Origin of the sequence: Klebsiella sp. S69 (assembly GCF_016516145.1) — a bacterium.
In the GTDB taxonomy this organism is placed as follows: Bacteria; Pseudomonadota; Gammaproteobacteria; order Enterobacterales; family Enterobacteriaceae; genus Klebsiella; species Klebsiella oxytoca.
Map to the genome: position 1 here is coordinate 93,142 of NZ_JACVUU010000026.1, position 15,375 is coordinate 108,516.

Annotated in this window: 14 protein-coding genes; 8 read left to right on the forward strand and 6 right to left on the reverse strand. The window is 52.0% G+C overall.

Annotated elements, in window-relative coordinates; genetic code table 11:
* The first annotated feature begins 30 nt into the window (after positions 1 to 30).
* The 4 genes from glnA (at position 31) to IAE27_RS23330 (ending at position 4,316) form a co-directional block, all read left to right on the forward strand.
* On the forward strand, positions 31 to 1,440 hold the full coding sequence (gene glnA / locus IAE27_RS23315; protein ID WP_004107355.1) for a glutamate--ammonia ligase: 1,410 nt from the start codon (positions 31 to 33) through the stop codon (positions 1,438 to 1,440).
* A 188-nt stretch (positions 1,441 to 1,628) separates the two neighbouring features.
* A complete protein-coding gene (gene glnL / locus IAE27_RS23320; protein WP_004107353.1) occupies positions 1,629 to 2,678 on the forward strand; it encodes a nitrogen regulation protein NR(II) in 1,050 nt (349 codons plus the stop codon).
* A gap of 8 nt (positions 2,679 to 2,686) precedes the next feature.
* A complete protein-coding gene (gene glnG, locus IAE27_RS23325) occupies positions 2,687 to 4,096 on the forward strand; it encodes a nitrogen regulation protein NR(I) (RefSeq protein ID WP_004107350.1) in 1,410 nt (469 codons plus the stop codon).
* Positions 4,097 to 4,205: 109 nt separating this feature from the next.
* The gene (locus IAE27_RS23330) at positions 4,206 to 4,316 is read left to right on the forward strand and encodes a YshB family small membrane protein (protein ID WP_016809591.1); all 111 of its coding nucleotides are present in this window, start codon (positions 4,206 to 4,208) and stop codon (positions 4,314 to 4,316) included.
* 36 nt (positions 4,317 to 4,352) lie between these two features.
* Here IAE27_RS23330 and hemN read toward each other — a convergent pair whose 3' ends face one another.
* Entirely contained in the window at positions 4,353 to 5,726 is a 1,374-nt protein-coding gene (gene hemN, locus IAE27_RS23335) for an oxygen-independent coproporphyrinogen III oxidase (protein ID WP_070555364.1), read from the reverse strand.
* A gap of 188 nt (positions 5,727 to 5,914) precedes the next feature.
* Positions 5,915 to 6,421 carry a Der GTPase-activating protein YihI gene (gene yihI / locus IAE27_RS23340; protein WP_154022709.1) on the reverse strand — a complete coding sequence of 169 codons (507 nt, stop codon included), beginning with the start codon at positions 6,419 to 6,421 and terminating at the stop codon, positions 5,915 to 5,917.
* A 584-nt stretch (positions 6,422 to 7,005) separates the two neighbouring features.
* On the opposite strand from yihI, the gene yihA reads away from it, so the two are divergent.
* Positions 7,006 to 7,638: a ribosome biogenesis GTP-binding protein YihA/YsxC gene (gene yihA / locus IAE27_RS23345; RefSeq protein WP_004107344.1), complete on the forward strand. Its 633-nt coding sequence runs from the start codon at positions 7,006 to 7,008 to the stop codon at positions 7,636 to 7,638.
* Positions 7,639 to 7,985: 347 nt separating this feature from the next.
* Here the strand turns inward: yihA and polA are convergent, their stop codons facing one another.
* Positions 7,986 to 10,775 carry a DNA polymerase I gene (polA, locus tag IAE27_RS23350; RefSeq protein WP_070555368.1) on the reverse strand — a complete coding sequence of 930 codons (2,790 nt, stop codon included), beginning with the start codon at positions 10,773 to 10,775 and terminating at the stop codon, positions 7,986 to 7,988.
* A gap of 396 nt (positions 10,776 to 11,171) precedes the next feature.
* Here polA and IAE27_RS23355 point away from each other — a divergent pair, with 396 nt between their 5' ends.
* Positions 11,172 to 12,071 carry an acyltransferase gene (locus IAE27_RS23355; protein ID WP_070555371.1) on the forward strand — a complete coding sequence of 300 codons (900 nt, stop codon included), beginning with the start codon at positions 11,172 to 11,174 and terminating at the stop codon, positions 12,069 to 12,071.
* 49 nt (positions 12,072 to 12,120) lie between these two features.
* Here the strand turns inward: IAE27_RS23355 and dsbA are convergent, their stop codons facing one another.
* The 3 genes from dsbA to IAE27_RS23370 form a co-directional block, all read right to left on the reverse strand.
* Positions 12,121 to 12,744: a thiol:disulfide interchange protein DsbA gene (gene dsbA, locus IAE27_RS23360; RefSeq protein ID WP_004107338.1), complete on the reverse strand. Its 624-nt coding sequence runs from the start codon at positions 12,742 to 12,744 to the stop codon at positions 12,121 to 12,123.
* Positions 12,745 to 12,771: 27 nt separating this feature from the next.
* Entirely contained in the window at positions 12,772 to 13,758 is a 987-nt protein-coding gene (locus IAE27_RS23365) for a serine/threonine protein kinase (RefSeq protein ID WP_070555374.1), read from the reverse strand.
* A gap of 75 nt (positions 13,759 to 13,833) precedes the next feature.
* Positions 13,834 to 14,103, reverse strand: a complete 270-nt coding sequence (locus IAE27_RS23370; RefSeq protein WP_004107333.1) for a YihD family protein — start codon at positions 14,101 to 14,103, stop codon at positions 13,834 to 13,836.
* A gap of 71 nt (positions 14,104 to 14,174) precedes the next feature.
* Between IAE27_RS23370 and mobA the strand changes: the two genes are divergently transcribed.
* The gene (mobA, locus tag IAE27_RS23375; protein WP_004116769.1) at positions 14,175 to 14,756 is read left to right on the forward strand and encodes a molybdenum cofactor guanylyltransferase MobA; all 582 of its coding nucleotides are present in this window, start codon (positions 14,175 to 14,177) and stop codon (positions 14,754 to 14,756) included.
* A complete protein-coding gene (mobB, locus tag IAE27_RS23380; RefSeq protein ID WP_004107330.1) occupies positions 14,753 to 15,259 on the forward strand; it encodes a molybdopterin-guanine dinucleotide biosynthesis protein MobB in 507 nt (168 codons plus the stop codon). Before mobA ends, mobB begins: the two co-directional genes overlap by 4 nt.
* Positions 15,260 to 15,375 lie beyond the last annotated feature (116 nt).

Below are 15,375 nucleotides of genomic sequence, written 5' to 3' on the forward strand. Positions count from 1 at the left end.
CGACACAGACCAATCCGGGAGAGTTTAAGTATGTCCGCTGAACACGTTTTGACGATGCTGAACGAGCATGAAGTGAAGTTTGTCGATCTGCGCTTCACCGATACCAAAGGTAAAGAACAGCACGTAACTATTCCTTCTCATCAGGTAAATGCCGAATTCTTCGAAGAAGGCAAAATGTTTGATGGCTCCTCGATTGGCGGTTGGAAAGGTATTAACGAATCCGACATGGTTCTGATGCCGGATGCAACCACCGCGCTGATCGACCCGTTCTATGAAGAACCGACTCTGATCATCCGCTGCGACATCCTGGAACCCGGCACTCTGCAGGGCTATGACCGCGACCCGCGTTCCATTGCTAAGCGCGCTGAAGAGTATCTGCGCTCTACCGGCCTGGCTGACACCGTACTGTTCGGGCCAGAACCAGAATTCTTCCTGTTCGATGACATCCGTTTTGGTGCGTCCATTTCCGGTTCCCACGTCGCTATCGATGATATCGAAGGCGCATGGAACTCCTCCACCAAATACGAAGGCGGCAACAAAGGCCACCGTCCGGGCGTGAAAGGCGGTTACTTCCCGGTTCCGCCGGTAGACTCCTCTCAGGATATCCGCTCCACCATGTGTATGATCATGGAAGAGATGGGCCTGGTTGTTGAAGCTCACCACCACGAAGTGGCGACTGCCGGTCAGAACGAAATCGCCACCCGCTTTAACACCATGACCAAAAAAGCGGATGAAATTCAGATTTACAAATACGTTGTGCACAACGTCGCACACCGTTTCGGCAAAACCGCGACCTTCATGCCAAAACCGATGTTTGGCGATAACGGTTCCGGTATGCACTGCCACATGTCCCTGTCCAAGAACGGCGTAAACCTGTTCTCCGGCGACAAATACGCGGGCCTGTCTGAACAAGCGCTGTACTACATCGGCGGCGTAATTAAACACGCTAAAGCGATTAACGCCCTGGCTAACCCGACCACCAACTCCTACAAGCGTCTGGTCCCGGGCTACGAAGCGCCGGTAATGCTGGCTTACTCTGCCCGTAACCGTTCCGCGTCTATCCGTATTCCGGTTGTCACCTCTCCGAAAGCGCGCCGTATCGAAGTGCGCTTCCCGGACCCGGCGGCTAACCCGTACCTGTGCTTCGCCGCGCTGCTGATGGCTGGCCTTGACGGTATCAAGAACAAAATCCATCCGGGCGAAGCCATGGATAAAAACCTGTACGATCTGCCGCCGGAAGAAGCGAAAGAGATCCCACAGGTTGCAGGCTCTCTGGAAGAAGCACTGAACGCGCTGGACGCAGACCGTGAATTCCTGACCGCCGGCGGCGTATTCACCAACGACGCTATCGATGCTTACATCGCCCTGCGTATGGAAGAAAACGACCGCATCCGTATGACTCCGCACCCGGTTGAATTCGAGCTGTACTACAGCGTCTGATTTTGCTGTAAATCCATGGTGCTTCGTGTTGTGGCGCGGGGTACCAGGGATGTTTTGTTGCCGTGGAAACTTTCAGCCCATCTCAGGATGGGCTTTTTTCTCCACCAACACGCTGATCTCGTGAGCTTTTTATTCATAAAAAGCTATACTGCACTAAAATGGTGCACTCTTTTTCTGGAGACTGTCGAATGGCAACAGGCACACTGCCCGATGCTGGGCAGATCCTTAACTCTTTAATCAACAGTATCTTACTGGTCGATGATGACCTGGCGGTTCATTACGCGAACCCGGCGGCGCAGCAGCTGCTGGCGCAAAGTTCTCGTAAGCTATTCGGCACGCCGCTGCCGGAACTGTTGAGCTATTTCTCGCTGAATATCGGCCTCATGCAGGAGAGCCTCGCTGCGGGGCAGGGTTTTACCGATAACGAAGTGACGCTGGTCATTGATAGCCGCTCGCATATCCTTTCCCTGACGGCGCAGCGCCTGCCGGAAGGCTATATTCTGCTGGAAATGGCGCCGATGGATAATCAGCGTCGTCTGAGCCAGGAGCAGCTGCAGCACGCACAGCAGATTGCCGCACGCGACTTAGTGCGTGGTCTGGCCCATGAGATTAAAAACCCGCTGGGCGGTTTGCGCGGAGCGGCACAGCTGCTGAGCAAAGCGCTGCCCGATCCTGCGTTAATGGAATATACCAAAGTCATTATTGAACAGGCCGATCGGTTAAGAAATCTGGTCGACCGTCTGCTGGGGCCGCAGCATCCCGGGATGCACGTGACGGAAAGCATCCATAAGGTCGCTGAGCGGGTAGTGAAGCTGGTGTCGATGGAGCTGCCGGATAACGTCAAACTGGTTCGCGATTACGACCCCAGCCTGCCGGAACTCCCGCATGACCCTGACCAAATCGAACAGGTGTTGCTGAATATCGTCCGTAATGCGCTGCAGGCGCTGGGACCCGAGGGCGGCGAGATCACTCTGCGCACCCGCACGGCCTTCCAGTTAACCTTACACGGCGTACGCTACCGCCTCGCTGCGCGCATTGACGTTGAAGATAACGGCCCGGGAATACCGTCTCATTTACAGGACACGCTGTTTTATCCGATGGTGAGCGGGCGCGAAGGCGGTACCGGACTCGGTCTGTCTATTGCCCGCAGCCTTATCGATCAGCACTCCGGGAAAATTGAATTTACCAGTTGGCCAGGGCATACCGAATTCTCGGTGTACCTGCCTATTCGGAAGTAGAGGTGTTTATGCAACGAGGGATAGCATGGATCGTTGACGACGATAGCTCCATCCGTTGGGTGCTTGAACGCGCGCTCACCGGGGCAGGCTTGAGTTGTACAACGTTTGAGAGCGGTAACGAGGTGCTTGATGCCCTCACGACCAAAACCCCGGATGTGCTGCTGTCTGATATCCGCATGCCGGGAATGGATGGGCTGGCGCTGTTAAAGCAAATTAAACAGCGCCATCCAATGCTACCGGTCATCATAATGACGGCGCATTCGGATCTTGATGCGGCGGTAAGCGCCTATCAGCAAGGCGCCTTTGATTATCTGCCGAAACCGTTTGATATTGATGAAGCGGTAGCGCTGGTTGACCGGGCAATTAGCCATTACCAGGAGCAACAACAGCCGCGTAATGCGCCGATTAATAGCCCAACGGCCGATATCATCGGCGAAGCGCCGGCAATGCAGGACGTCTTTCGCATTATCGGCCGCCTGTCGCGCTCTTCTATCAGCGTGCTGATCAACGGCGAATCCGGTACCGGCAAAGAGTTGGTTGCCCATGCTCTGCATCGCCACAGCCCGCGCGCCAAGGCGCCGTTTATTGCGCTGAATATGGCGGCAATCCCTAAAGACTTGATTGAGTCAGAGCTCTTTGGCCACGAGAAAGGCGCTTTTACCGGCGCCAATACCGTGCGTCAGGGACGTTTTGAGCAGGCAGACGGCGGTACGCTGTTCCTTGACGAGATTGGCGATATGCCGCTGGACGTCCAGACCCGTCTGCTGCGCGTCCTGGCCGATGGTCAGTTTTACCGCGTGGGCGGCTATGCGCCGGTGAAAGTGGATGTGCGTATTATTGCCGCCACCCACCAGAACCTTGAGCTGCGCGTCCAGGAGGGGAAATTCCGTGAGGATTTGTTCCATCGCCTGAACGTGATTCGCGTCCATCTGCCGCCGCTGCGCGAGCGTCGGGAAGATATTCCTCGCCTGGCGAGGCATTTCCTGCAAATTGCCGCTCGTGAACTGGGCGTGGAGGCCAAACAGCTGCATCCGGAGACGGAGATGGCGTTAACCCGGCTGGCGTGGCCGGGCAACGTTCGTCAGCTGGAAAACACTTGCCGCTGGCTGACGGTGATGGCCGCGGGTCAGGAAGTTCTGACGCAGGATCTCCCCAGTGAGCTGTTTGAAACCGCGATACCGGATAATCCGACGCAAATGCTGCCGGATAGCTGGGCGACGCTGCTGGGGCAATGGGCCGATCGCGCGCTGCGCTCCGGTCATCAAAACCTGCTCTCAGAAGCGCAGCCGGAGATGGAGCGTACGCTGCTGACCACCGCGTTACGCCATACTCAGGGGCATAAACAAGAGGCGGCGCGGCTGCTAGGGTGGGGCCGTAACACTCTGACGCGTAAGTTAAAAGAGTTGGGAATGGAGTAGCAGCGCGGCGGCGCGTAAAAAATAGTCATCCAGCGCAAACTGCTGCTATTTTGTACTTTACTGTTGCTATGCGTTGAGTATGATCTTGCCCGGAAAGACGGGGGTAATCATGCTTGAATCACTCATTAATATTATATCGAGCGGAGTTGCAGCGGGTCATACGCCGCAGACGGCGGTAGCTGCCGTCCTGTGCGCGGCGATGGTTGGGCTGTTTAACTGATAATATCCCCTCTCCGGTAAGGAGAGGGGATATAGCTTATATCACGCGAGAAAACTGCTGCATCCGCGCTTTCTGCCGCAGGTAAGCATCAAAGCACATACAGATATTGCGAATCAGCAGCCGGCCTTTCGGCGTAACCTGAATGCCCTTCTCATCCACATCCACCAGCCCGTCTTTAGCCAGCGGCGCCAACAATTTCATATCTTCGGCAAAGTAGTCATCGTAGATGAGCGCCCACTGTTTCTCTACCGCCGCAAAGTCGAGACGGAAGTTACAAATCAGCGCCTTAATGACATCACGACGAATGCAGTCATCGCGCGTCAACGCAATACCGCGCCACAGCGCCGTCCCGGTTTCATCGACCTGTTGATAATACTGTTTCAACTCTTTCTGGTTCTGCGCATAGCAATCGCCAATCATACTGATCGCCGACACGCCCATCCCCAGCAGGTCGGTGTCTCCCTGGGTGGTATATCCCTGGAAGTTGCGATGCAGAATACCTTCCCGTTGGGCTATCGCCAGCTCATCATCAGGGCGGGCAAAGTGGTCCATGCCGATAAACTGATATCCCGCAGAGGTTAACGAAGCAATCGTCTCCTGAAGAATATCCAGCTTTTGTTCAGCTGAGGGCAAATCGGCATCTTTGATTTTGCGCTGTGCAGCAAACAGCGTGGGCAGATGCGCATAGTTAAATACGCTCAGACGATCGGGATTAAGCTCCGCCACTTTCTGTAGCGTATAAGCGAAGCTCTGCGGCGTTTGCTTCGGCAGACCGTAAATCAGGTCGATATTGGTTGAGGTAAAGCCGATATCACGCGCGTGATTAAGGAGCGCGAAGATAAATGCTTCATCCTGCTCGCGGTTCACCAGACGCTGCACTTCTTTGTTGAAGTCCTGCACGCCCATGCTCAGGCGGTTAAAGCCTTCGGCGCGTAAATGATCCAGGACATCAAGCTCAATTTCACGCGGATCGACTTCAATGGAAATCTCTGCATCCGCGTTAAAATCGAAATGCGTACGCAGCAACCCCATCAGGCGGCTAATTTGCGCTTTGTTCAGATACGTCGGCGTACCGCCGCCCCAGTGCAGCTGATTAACCTTGCGGCCAGCAAAAAGCGGAGCGCGATGAATAATCTCCTGCTCAAGCACATCCAGATACTGGTCAGCCTTATGCTGCTGGCGGGTGACGATTTTGTTGCAGCCGCAGAAATAGCAGAGTTTATGGCAAAACGGGATATGCACGTATAGCGATAGAGGACGCTGCGGATAGCGGACAACCGCCGCATCAAATTCAGCAGCGCCAAATTCTGGAGAAAACTCCAGCGCGGTGGGATACGAAGTATAACGCGGCCCGGAATAATTATATTTCTGGATCAGGGCCAGATCCCAGTCGATTAACTGCACAGACATGCTCACTCCTTCCGATGGTGCCGTCGGCGGGTACGCCGCCCCGGCCCAACCGCACCTCGGGTAATGAGCCGGTTGCGCAGCCATTTCTGACGCCGCGACAACCGTCGTAGTTTAACGAATAACCACAGCAGATAACATATAACCAGAAGGGTTATAAGCAGGACCGGGAATCCGATGGGATGCAAACGTTAGTTTCCACCCTTCAGCAGGCGCATCATATCTTCTTTGCGCTCTTCCTCTTCTTCATCTTCGTCATCATCATAGGAGAGGCCCAGCTGCTGCATCAGCTCATCAATGCGATCCAGTTTGGCATCAACCCAGGTTTGCTCTTCAGCATTCAGGGTGCCGCCCTCTTCAAGGCGTTCCAGCAGCGCATCCAGGCGCTCATCGTTCTCCAGCAAATCCAGCTCAGCCTGCGGTGAAAGCATAGGTTTCTCGCTCTTTGGTTTATGCTGCTTAATCGCCGGAGCGCTTTCAGTTACGCCCAGCGGGATGGTTTTTTTACTGCCAATTCGGGGATCTTGCTGCTGACCTTGTTTTTTGGCTGCTGAAGCGGTGTCGCCACCAGTCGCACGACTGCCTGCCGCATGGCCGCGATGCTTCTTCTGATGCTTACGCTCGCGAGCTTCCTGGTTCAATTCTTCACGCGTTTTGCGATTTTTTTTGCCACGAGGTACGGATGTCGGTTTTTTCATGTTGGGTAATCTTCAGGCCATTTTCTTCAGTATAGAATTGAGGCGGAATCTAGCAGAAAGCAAGCAAAGAAAAAAGGCGACAGATTACTCTGTCGCCTTTTTCCGTACTGACAACCCTTAAAGGGCTTCTACTTTCCATGTTAGCTAACGACACACCCTGTCTTTCCTTCAGCTACCAACGGTCCCTGTTACTTCCATTTCCCTTTAAAACGTCTTCCAGACGTTTGTCATCCTGACAATCCGTAGTCCTCGCCTCCTGGCGCTTCCTGACCCCTCATCCTGAGTCATCATCCTGTTAGCATCCTCGCCCTTGGTCACTACTTTACTGGTTTGAGGAAAACCTACAACTGACTGTACAGAAAAAAATCTAATTTCAGAATTTTCTTTCGGCTTAATATTATGATTTATAAGCTTTTGTGTTATTTACGCTCGGATTTTTCTCACTCATATCTCATATAACCAATAGCCGATGTCTCACAAAGAGTATGGTTTTAACTTACATCAATGAGATGCGGTAAAAACAGTCTTTTTCTGTTGTTCAGGTATAATCCCCGCCATAGCCTGATTTAACGGAGACGACCGTCTTGACCAACTGGAATTATCAACTGACGCATTTTGTCACTAGTGCGCCAGATATCCGCCATCTTCCTGCCGATACCGGTATTGAAGTGGCATTTGCTGGCCGCTCTAACGCCGGGAAATCCAGCGCTCTGAATACGCTGACTAACCAAAAAAGCCTGGCGCGCACGTCGAAGACGCCCGGGCGTACGCAGCTGATTAACCTGTTTGAAGTCGCTGAGGGCAAACGCCTTGTCGACCTGCCGGGCTATGGTTACGCCCAGGTTCCGGAAGAGATGAAGATCAAGTGGCAGCGCGCGCTGGGTGAATATCTTGAGAAACGCCTCTGTCTGAAAGGGCTGGTGGTGCTGATGGATATTCGTCATCCGCTTAAAGATCTCGATCAACAGATGATCCAGTGGGCCGTCGAAAGCGATATCCCGGTGCTGGTACTGCTGACTAAAGCCGATAAGCTCGCCAGCGGTGCGCGGAAAGCGCAGATCAATATGGTTCGCGAAGCGGTCATCGCCTTTAACGGAGATGTGCAGGTAGAAGCGTTTTCTTCCCTGAAGAAGCAAGGTGTGGATAAACTGCGTCAGAAGCTGGATAGCTGGTATAACGATATCCCACCGCAGGAAGAACCCGAAGACGGCGAATAAGTTCGCAAAAAACCCGGATAGCGGCGCGTGAAGCCTTATCCGGGCTCCCCGCCTTTGCATGCATCGATGCGTAAAATTTTCTTTCGCGCAATAAAAAACGCCCCGGTCATAAATGACCGGGGCGGCTAAAATATTCAGCCAAATCCGATTACGTGAAGTAAAAGGTCTGAAAGATAGAACATCTTACCTCTGTACCCTACGTCTTTAACTCTACTCTTCTTTCGGTTACGGATAAAGCATTTTTTGTAGTTTTTTTTCACTCTTTACATAGCAAATTCAAATGATCATCACAAAACACGATAAATTATGTTACTCACTTACAAAAAATGACCTTACCCGACGAATACTTAGTGCGCTTGATCCCAGTTTTCTCCACTACCGACTTCCACCAGCAGCGGAACCGCCAGCGTCGTACTGCTCTCCATCAGTTCGTGGATCTTTTTCGCGACCGCTTCAAGATCGTCCTTATGCACTTCAAAGACCAGTTCATCGTGCACCTGCATGATCATCCGCACGCGAGGTTTTTCGCTTAGCAGCCAGCCGTCTACCGCGATCATTGCACGTTTAATGATATCGGCCGCGGTACCCTGCATTGGCGCATTGATCGCCGCACGTTCGGCGCCAGCGCGACGCGCGCCATTGCTGGATTTGATGTCCGGCAGATAGAGACGACGACCATCCAGCGTTTCAACATACCCCTGCTCTTTGGCCTGGGTGCGAGTACGCTCCATATACTCCAGAACGCCCGGATAGCGCTCAAAGTAGAGATCCATATACTTTTGCGCTTCTTTGCGTGGGATATTCAGCTGTCGCGCAAGACCGAATGCACTCATGCCGTAAATCAGACCAAAGTTGATCGCCTTCGCGCTACGGCGCTGCTCGCTGCTAACGCTCTCCAGCGGCAAACCAAAGACCTCAGCCGCCGTCGCCCGGTGGATATCTTTGCCTTCCGCAAATGCGGTCAGCAGACCCTTATCGCGGGAGAGATGCGCCATGATGCGCAGTTCAATTTGCGAGTAGTCGGCCGAGACAATGAGATAATCTTCCGGTGCAATAAACGCCTGGCGGATACGTCGCCCTTCTTCGTTGCGTACCGGAATATTCTGCAGGTTCGGGTCGGTAGACGACAAACGCCCCGTAGCGGTCACCGCCTGGTGATAGGAAGTATGAACCCGCCCCGTTTTCGGGCTGATCATCAGCGGCAGCTTATCGGTATAGGTGGATTTAAGTTTTGCCAGTCCACGATATTCGAGGATAACTTTCGGCAGCGGATAGTCCAGCGCCAGCTCTTCCAGCACCTCTTCCGAGGTAGAAGGCGCACCGCCAGGGGTTTTCTTCAGCGGCTTAATGCCTTGTTTTTCAAACAAGATCGTTTGCAGCTGCTTCGGCGACGAGAGGTTAAACTCTTCACCCGCAATATCGTACGCCTTCTTCTCCAGTTCAATCAGGCGCTTGGCTATCTCCTGAGAATGCGCATGCAGCACGGCCGGATCAATCTTCACACCGTTACGCTCCACGCGGGATAGCACCGGCACCAGCGGCATTTCAATATTTTTAAAGACGTTCAGCGGACCTTCATTTTGCTGAAGTTCAGGCCACATTTTGAGGTGCAGCTGCAGGGTGACATCCGCATCTTCCGCCGCGTAGCGGCCTGCTTCTTCCAGCGCAATTTGGTTAAATGTGAGCTGGTTTTTACCTTTCCCCGCAATTTCTTCGAAGGTAATGGTTTTGTGCTTCAGCCAGCGATCGGAGAGACTATCCATATCATGACGGCCCGCCACGCTGTCGAGAATGTAGGACTCCAGCATGGTATCGAAGGCAATACCGCGCAGTTCAATGCCGTAGTTAGCCAGGATCCCGCGGTCATATTTGAGGTTTTGCCCCACCTTCAGAACCTTGTCATCTTCCAGTAACGGTTTCAGCAATTCCAGGACGCGGTCGCGAGGGATTTGATCCGGCGCGTCCAGATAATCATGGGCGACCGGTACATAGGCCGCCACGCCAGGTTCAATGGCGAAGGAGAGGCCCACCATATTGGCGGATACGTTATCCAGGCTGTCGGTTTCGGTATCAAAGGCAAAAAGCGGCGCTTTCTTCAGGTTTTCAATCCAGGTGAGCAATGTTTGTTCATCCAGAATGGTGACGTAGTTTTCAGCGGAGAGCACTGTCGCGGTTTCTTCTTCTGCCTCGGCCACGTCGGCAGCCGCTGCCAGCGGCCTGGCCGCAGACTTAGCGCCTTTTGCCTGCATCCACTTACCGGACTCTACATCAGTGATCCAGCGTTTAAATTCATATCTTTTAAACAGCGTCAGCAGTTCATCCGCAACAGGTTGTTCAACCAGCAGATCTTCACAGCCCAAATCCAGTTCAACGTCCGTTTTGATCGTCGCCAGCTGATAAGAGAGGTAAGCCACCTCTTTATTCTGTTCCAGCTTTGCCGCCATCGTTTTCGCGCCGCGGAAAGTCAATCCGGCGATTTTTTCAGGCTCAGCATATAACGTATCAAGACCACCCAGTCCCTGCAGAAGCGCCTGCGCGGTTTTCTCCCCCACCCCAGGCACGCCCGGAATGTTATCCGAGGAGTCACCCATCAGGGCCAGAAAATCGATGATCAGTTCCGGTGGAACGCCGTATTTTGTCACGACTTCGTCGGGGCCAAGGATGGTGTTAGTCATGGTATTAATGAGCGTAATACCCGGCGTAACCAGCTGAGCCATATCTTTATCACCGGTGCTGATCAGCACCGGACGCCCTACTTTTTCAGCTTCACGGGCCAGGGTACCGATGACATCGTCTGCTTCCACGCCAGGAACGGCCATTAGCGGAAGGCCCATCGCTTTCACCATGGCATGCAGCGGCTCGATCTGCGCACGGAGATCGTCCGGCATCGGTGGACGATGAGATTTATAGTGCTCAAACAGTTCATCCCGGAAAGTCTTTCCCTTGGCATCAAACACAACGACAGCATGGGTCGGTTGATACTGCAGGATCAGGCTTCGCAGCATATTCAGCACGCCATACATGGCGCCTGTCGGTTCGCCTGCGCTATTCGTCAGCGGGGGGAACGCGTGGTATGCCCGATAAAGGTAAGAAGAGCCGTCAACGAGGATGAGAGGGTTTTCTGGGATCTGAACCATATTTTCCGTGCCTGTTTATCAGATTATCGGTAAAGGATGCCACAGACGGACATTAAATCCTGAATTTTTCCCACAATTCGTCGAAAAGATTCAGCGATCCCCAGGATCGCGTTGCGGCCTAACCTGTGGATAACTTTGTGAATAGTTTTATAACGTTGATCGACCAATGATTAATAAAATAATATAACGGAAAAATATTCCATATTTATCATGCAATTATAGGCTCACAACCTGCTTTATTATCATCATGGCGACTCGATGTTCCATGTGGATATAAGATCCAGAAATTTTTCTGTTCTGGTAAGACCCGTTATTTACTCTATTTTCTGATAAAATCAGCCCCTTGCGCTGTTTATAGGCGTTCTTTATCAGCCTAACTTTCTGAATAATTTAACTATGCCGAGATTACTCGCCGCGATAACGCTCCCGCTGAGTATCGCCCTGACTATCATAGTCACCGTCATCTGCTCCGTGCCAATCATCATCGCCGGGCTGATTAAACTTCTTGTGCCCGTTCCTGCGGTCTGGCGCTCGATATCCGTTTTTTGCAATTTCATGATGTACTGCTGGTGTGAAGGACTGGCGTGGCTGCTGCGCCTTAATCCCTGGCTTAAATGGGATGTGCAGGGCCTTGATGGTCTGAGTAAAAAGAACTGGTATCTGCTTATCAGCAACCATCACAGCTGGGCCGATATCGTGGTACTTTGCGTGCTGTTCCGCAAACAGATTCCGATGAATAAATATTTCCTCAAGCAACAGCTCGCCTGGGTTCCGTTTATTGGGCTGGCCTGCTGGGCGCTGGATATGCCTTTTATGCGCCGTTATTCCCGAGGCTATTTACTCCGCCATCCCGAGCGCCGTGGCAGAGATGTTGAAACTACTCGCCGCTCCTGCGAGAAATTCCGCGCGCATCCCACCACTATCGTCAACTTTGTTGAAGGTTCACGTTTTACTGAAGAAAAGCGACAGCTAACCCGTTCGCCATACCACAATCTGTTAGCGCCAAAAGCGGCAGGTATCGCAATGGCATTAAGCGTGCTGGGCTCGCAGTTTGATAAGCTGTTGAACGTCACGGTGTGTTACCCGGAAAATAACCAAAGACCGTTTTACGATATGCTGTGCGGTCGGTTAACGCGCATTGTGGTGCGAATCCATCTTGAGCCCGTAGCGGAAGAGCTGCATGGCGACTATGTAAATGATAAAAACTTTAAGCGACGCTTTCAGCGTTGGCTAAATACGCTCTGGGAAGAGAAAGATCGGCAGCTAACGGAAATCATGCAGCAGGCAAAGAAGTGAATTGGGACGCAGAAAAGAAAAACGCCGGTCAGTGACCGGCGTTTATTTTTTATTTCTTATCAACCAGCTGCTTAACGGTATCAGCATACTGGGCAACAAATGCGTCCATGTTGCTGGTATCCATACCCTGCGGATTAAGCTGGTATTTACCATTAACGTACATAGCAGGCACGCCCTGCAGCTGGAAATCAGCAGCGGCTTTCTCTTGCTGAGCCACCAGAGATTTCACCACAAAGCTGTTCCAGGCCGCATCATAATCTTCACCTTTGACGCCGGCATCAACGAAGACCTTACGAATATCGGCCACGGTCTGGACGGTCTGGTTTTTCTGTACCGCTTCAAACATTGGGACGGTGATCTTATCTTCCACGCCCAGCGCCATCGCCACAGCCCATGCCTGAGTCAGATCCTTGCCTAGTGGGCCCAGGAACTCAACGTGGTATTTTGTCATTTTGACGCCTTCCGGCAGCTTTTTCTTCACGTTATCTGATACGTGAAGGACTTCTTCAAACTGATAGCAATGCGGGCAATAGAACGAGAAAAACTCGAGCACCTGAGGCTCACCAGCAACGGGTTTATCGAGGGTAATATACTGCTTACCGTCGGTGATCTGGGCAGCGGATGCACTAAAAGCCAGAATCATACCAGCCAGCGCCAGCCAAATTTTTTTCATGATTAACTCTCTCCTGGATATATCACATTAATACATTGGCGTTAACTGAAGAGGCGGTTCTTGCAGAACCTTTACCTGCTCAAGAAAAGTTGTTGTCTGCCCGCGCCAGTAATCTTCCCCGGTCAACCATGGGAAATTTTTAGGGAAAGCGGGATCTTCCCAGCGCCTTAACAACCACGCCAGATAATAAACTAACCGCATTGCACGTAAAGGCTCGATGAGAGCAATCTCATCCGTATTGAAAGGGCTAAACTCTTCATACGCTTCAATAATCATCTCAAGCTGCATACGCTGCTCGGGTTTATCACCGTTCAACAGCATCCACAGATCCTGGATAGCAGGGCCGTTACGTGAATCATCTAAATCAACAAACAAGGGGCCATCGCGCCAGAGGATGTTTCCCGCATGGCAATCACCGTGTAACCGTAAAATATTGGCGCGTCCGTGCCATTGCGCCATTACCGCGTCAATGAGTTTATCGGTAGCGCTGAGAAAGGCATCTTTCAGGCCAGCAGGAATCAGTGGGGAGAGCTCAAAGACCTGTCGGGGCTCCAGAAGATACTCATTGGTGCCTATCTCCGGACGAGCGACAAAGCGCTGTTTGCGTCCCGTTTGATGCATACGGCCAAGATAACGCCCAACCCACTCCATCTGATCGAGATTATCCGCCTCAAACTGACGTCCACCCAGGCTGGGGAAAACGGCGAAAAAGAATCCCTGATGTTGGTGAAGCGTGCTCTCGTTAAACAACAAAGGCGCCGCAACGGGCACGTCGTCCTCAACGAGCTGAAGCGAAAAGTGGTGTTCTTCGAGGATTTGTTCGGCAGACCAGCGCTCAGGACGATAGAACTTCACCACATAGCGGCGACGATCTTCGTCCTGAAACAGGTAAACTCGGTTCTCATAGCTATTAAGCGGAGTAAGACCGGAATCTACCCGCATACCCAGATCAAATAAACCATCAATGATGGTATCCGGGTGAAGCGTCTGAAAAGTGAAAGCCTTATCGTGCATCCTGACATCCGATAATCGTACGAATGATACAGGATATCATCTCATTGCCGATTCCGCGGCAGCGCTTACAACCTTTTACTCTTTAATCACGCCGCGGGCGCGTAGCAAGGCGGTTTTAAAATCTTCTTCATAATCTTTCTGGATACCCGGAATAACGGCCTCTTTTGCCGAGTCGCGCATTTTCAAATGGTAGATCAGAATATCGTCGGAAAGATCGCTCAATTCGCCAGCATAACCCGCTTCTTTCGCTAGTTTTTGCAAGAATTGCATCAAATTCAGTTCAGGTTCTTTCTGCCAGGCCGGCTGGAGGAGTTCAATCACTTCATTCAGGCGTTTACATTTCATAGCAATGCTCCTTAATCTTGATAGGAGTACGTTAGCAGGGACAAACCCACAATGAAAGAGGCGATATTGATATGCAGGGTGAGGTAATAACCGGCGTCGTGCTGGCGGGGGGAAGAGGCACGCGCATGGGAGGAATAGATAAAGGATTACAGCTGCTGAATGGTAAGGCCCTGTGGCGTCATGTCGCCGATACGCTGCAGCCTCAGGTCGCCAGGCTGGTGATTAGCGCTAACCGCAATCTTGATTGCTGGCGAAGCAGCGGCTACCCGATTATTACCGACTCTCTGAACGACTTTCCCGGGCCGTTGGCCGGCATGCTTTCCGTAATGCATCAGGTCGAGGGCGAATGGTTTCTGTTTTGTCCGTGCGATACGCCATTTATCCCATCATTTCTGGCGACTCGCTTAATGCAGCACAAAACATCAGCCCTGGCCGTTTGGGTACACGATGGTGAACGAGACCATCCGGCCATTGCTCTGGTAAATCGCAAGGTGATCGGCGAACTGGAAACGTATCTGGCCGCAGGAGAGCGGCGAGTAATGGTATTTCTGCACAAAATTGGCGGTCATAGCGTCGATTTTAGCGATGTAAAATCAGCATTTATAAACGTTAATACTCTCGACGATTTGCAACATATGCAGGTGCCATCATGATCCCACTTTTAGCCATCGCTGCCTGGAGCGGTACAGGTAAAACAACCTTATTGAAGGCTCTGATTCCGGCACTGCGTGCAGAAGGTTTACGGCCAGGGCTAATTAAACATACCCATCACGATATGGACGTGGATAAGCCGGGTAAAGACAGTTATGAACTGCGTAAAGCCGGAGCGGCTCAGACCATTGTCGCCAGTTCGCAGCGTTGGGCATTAATGACGGAAACGCCAGATAAGCCTTCACTGGATCTGGCATGGCTGGTCAGCCGAATGGATGCCTCAACGTTGGATTTAGTCCTGGTTGAGGGTTTTAAACATGAACCCGTGCCCAAAATCCTGCTTTATCGGCACAACAGCGGGCATAGTACAGAAGAATTAGTGTTTGACGATAATGTGATTGCTATCGCCAGCGATAGGCCGGTCGAGACGTCGCTTCCACTGTTAGATTTAAACGATGTTCCGCAGATAGCCGCTTTTATTATGCAGTGGTTAAAAGGGGTTTAGCCAGGAGCAGGTAAATTTTCAGGTACATAGCCATGATCTATCGACCTGAAGGTTTCTGTTGGTATTTTCAGACGACAAAAACGCAAAAAGCCCATCCGTCAGGATGGGCTCTTCAC

Bases quoted from the DNA above. Each gene is read 5' to 3' on its own strand.
- glnA (WP_004107355.1), top strand. From the start codon at position 31: ATGTCCGCTGAACACGTTTTGACGATGCTGAACGAGCATGAAGTGAAG.
- glnL (WP_004107353.1), top strand. From the start codon at position 1,629: ATGGCAACAGGCACACTGCCCGATGCTGGGCAGATCCTTAACTCTTTA.
- glnG (WP_004107350.1), top strand. From the start codon at position 2,687: ATGCAACGAGGGATAGCATGGATCGTTGACGACGATAGCTCCATCCGT.
- IAE27_RS23330 (WP_016809591.1), top strand. From the start codon at position 4,206: ATGCTTGAATCACTCATTAATATTATATCGAGCGGAGTTGCAGCGGGT.
- hemN (WP_070555364.1), bottom strand. From the start codon at position 5,726: ATGTCTGTGCAGTTAATCGACTGGGATCTGGCCCTGATCCAGAAATAT.
- yihI (WP_154022709.1), bottom strand. From the start codon at position 6,421: ATGAAAAAACCGACATCCGTACCTCGTGGCAAAAAAAATCGCAAAACG.
- polA (WP_070555368.1), bottom strand. From the start codon at position 10,775: ATGGTTCAGATCCCAGAAAACCCTCTCATCCTCGTTGACGGCTCTTCT.
- IAE27_RS23355 (WP_070555371.1), top strand. From the start codon at position 11,172: ATGCCGAGATTACTCGCCGCGATAACGCTCCCGCTGAGTATCGCCCTG.
- dsbA (WP_004107338.1), bottom strand. From the start codon at position 12,744: ATGAAAAAAATTTGGCTGGCGCTGGCTGGTATGATTCTGGCTTTTAGT.
- IAE27_RS23365 (WP_070555374.1), bottom strand. From the start codon at position 13,758: ATGCACGATAAGGCTTTCACTTTTCAGACGCTTCACCCGGATACCATC.
- IAE27_RS23370 (WP_004107333.1), bottom strand. From the start codon at position 14,103: ATGAAATGTAAACGCCTGAATGAAGTGATTGAACTCCTCCAGCCGGCC.
- mobA (WP_004116769.1), top strand. From the start codon at position 14,175: ATGCAGGGTGAGGTAATAACCGGCGTCGTGCTGGCGGGGGGAAGAGGC.
- mobB (WP_004107330.1), top strand. From the start codon at position 14,753: ATGATCCCACTTTTAGCCATCGCTGCCTGGAGCGGTACAGGTAAAACA.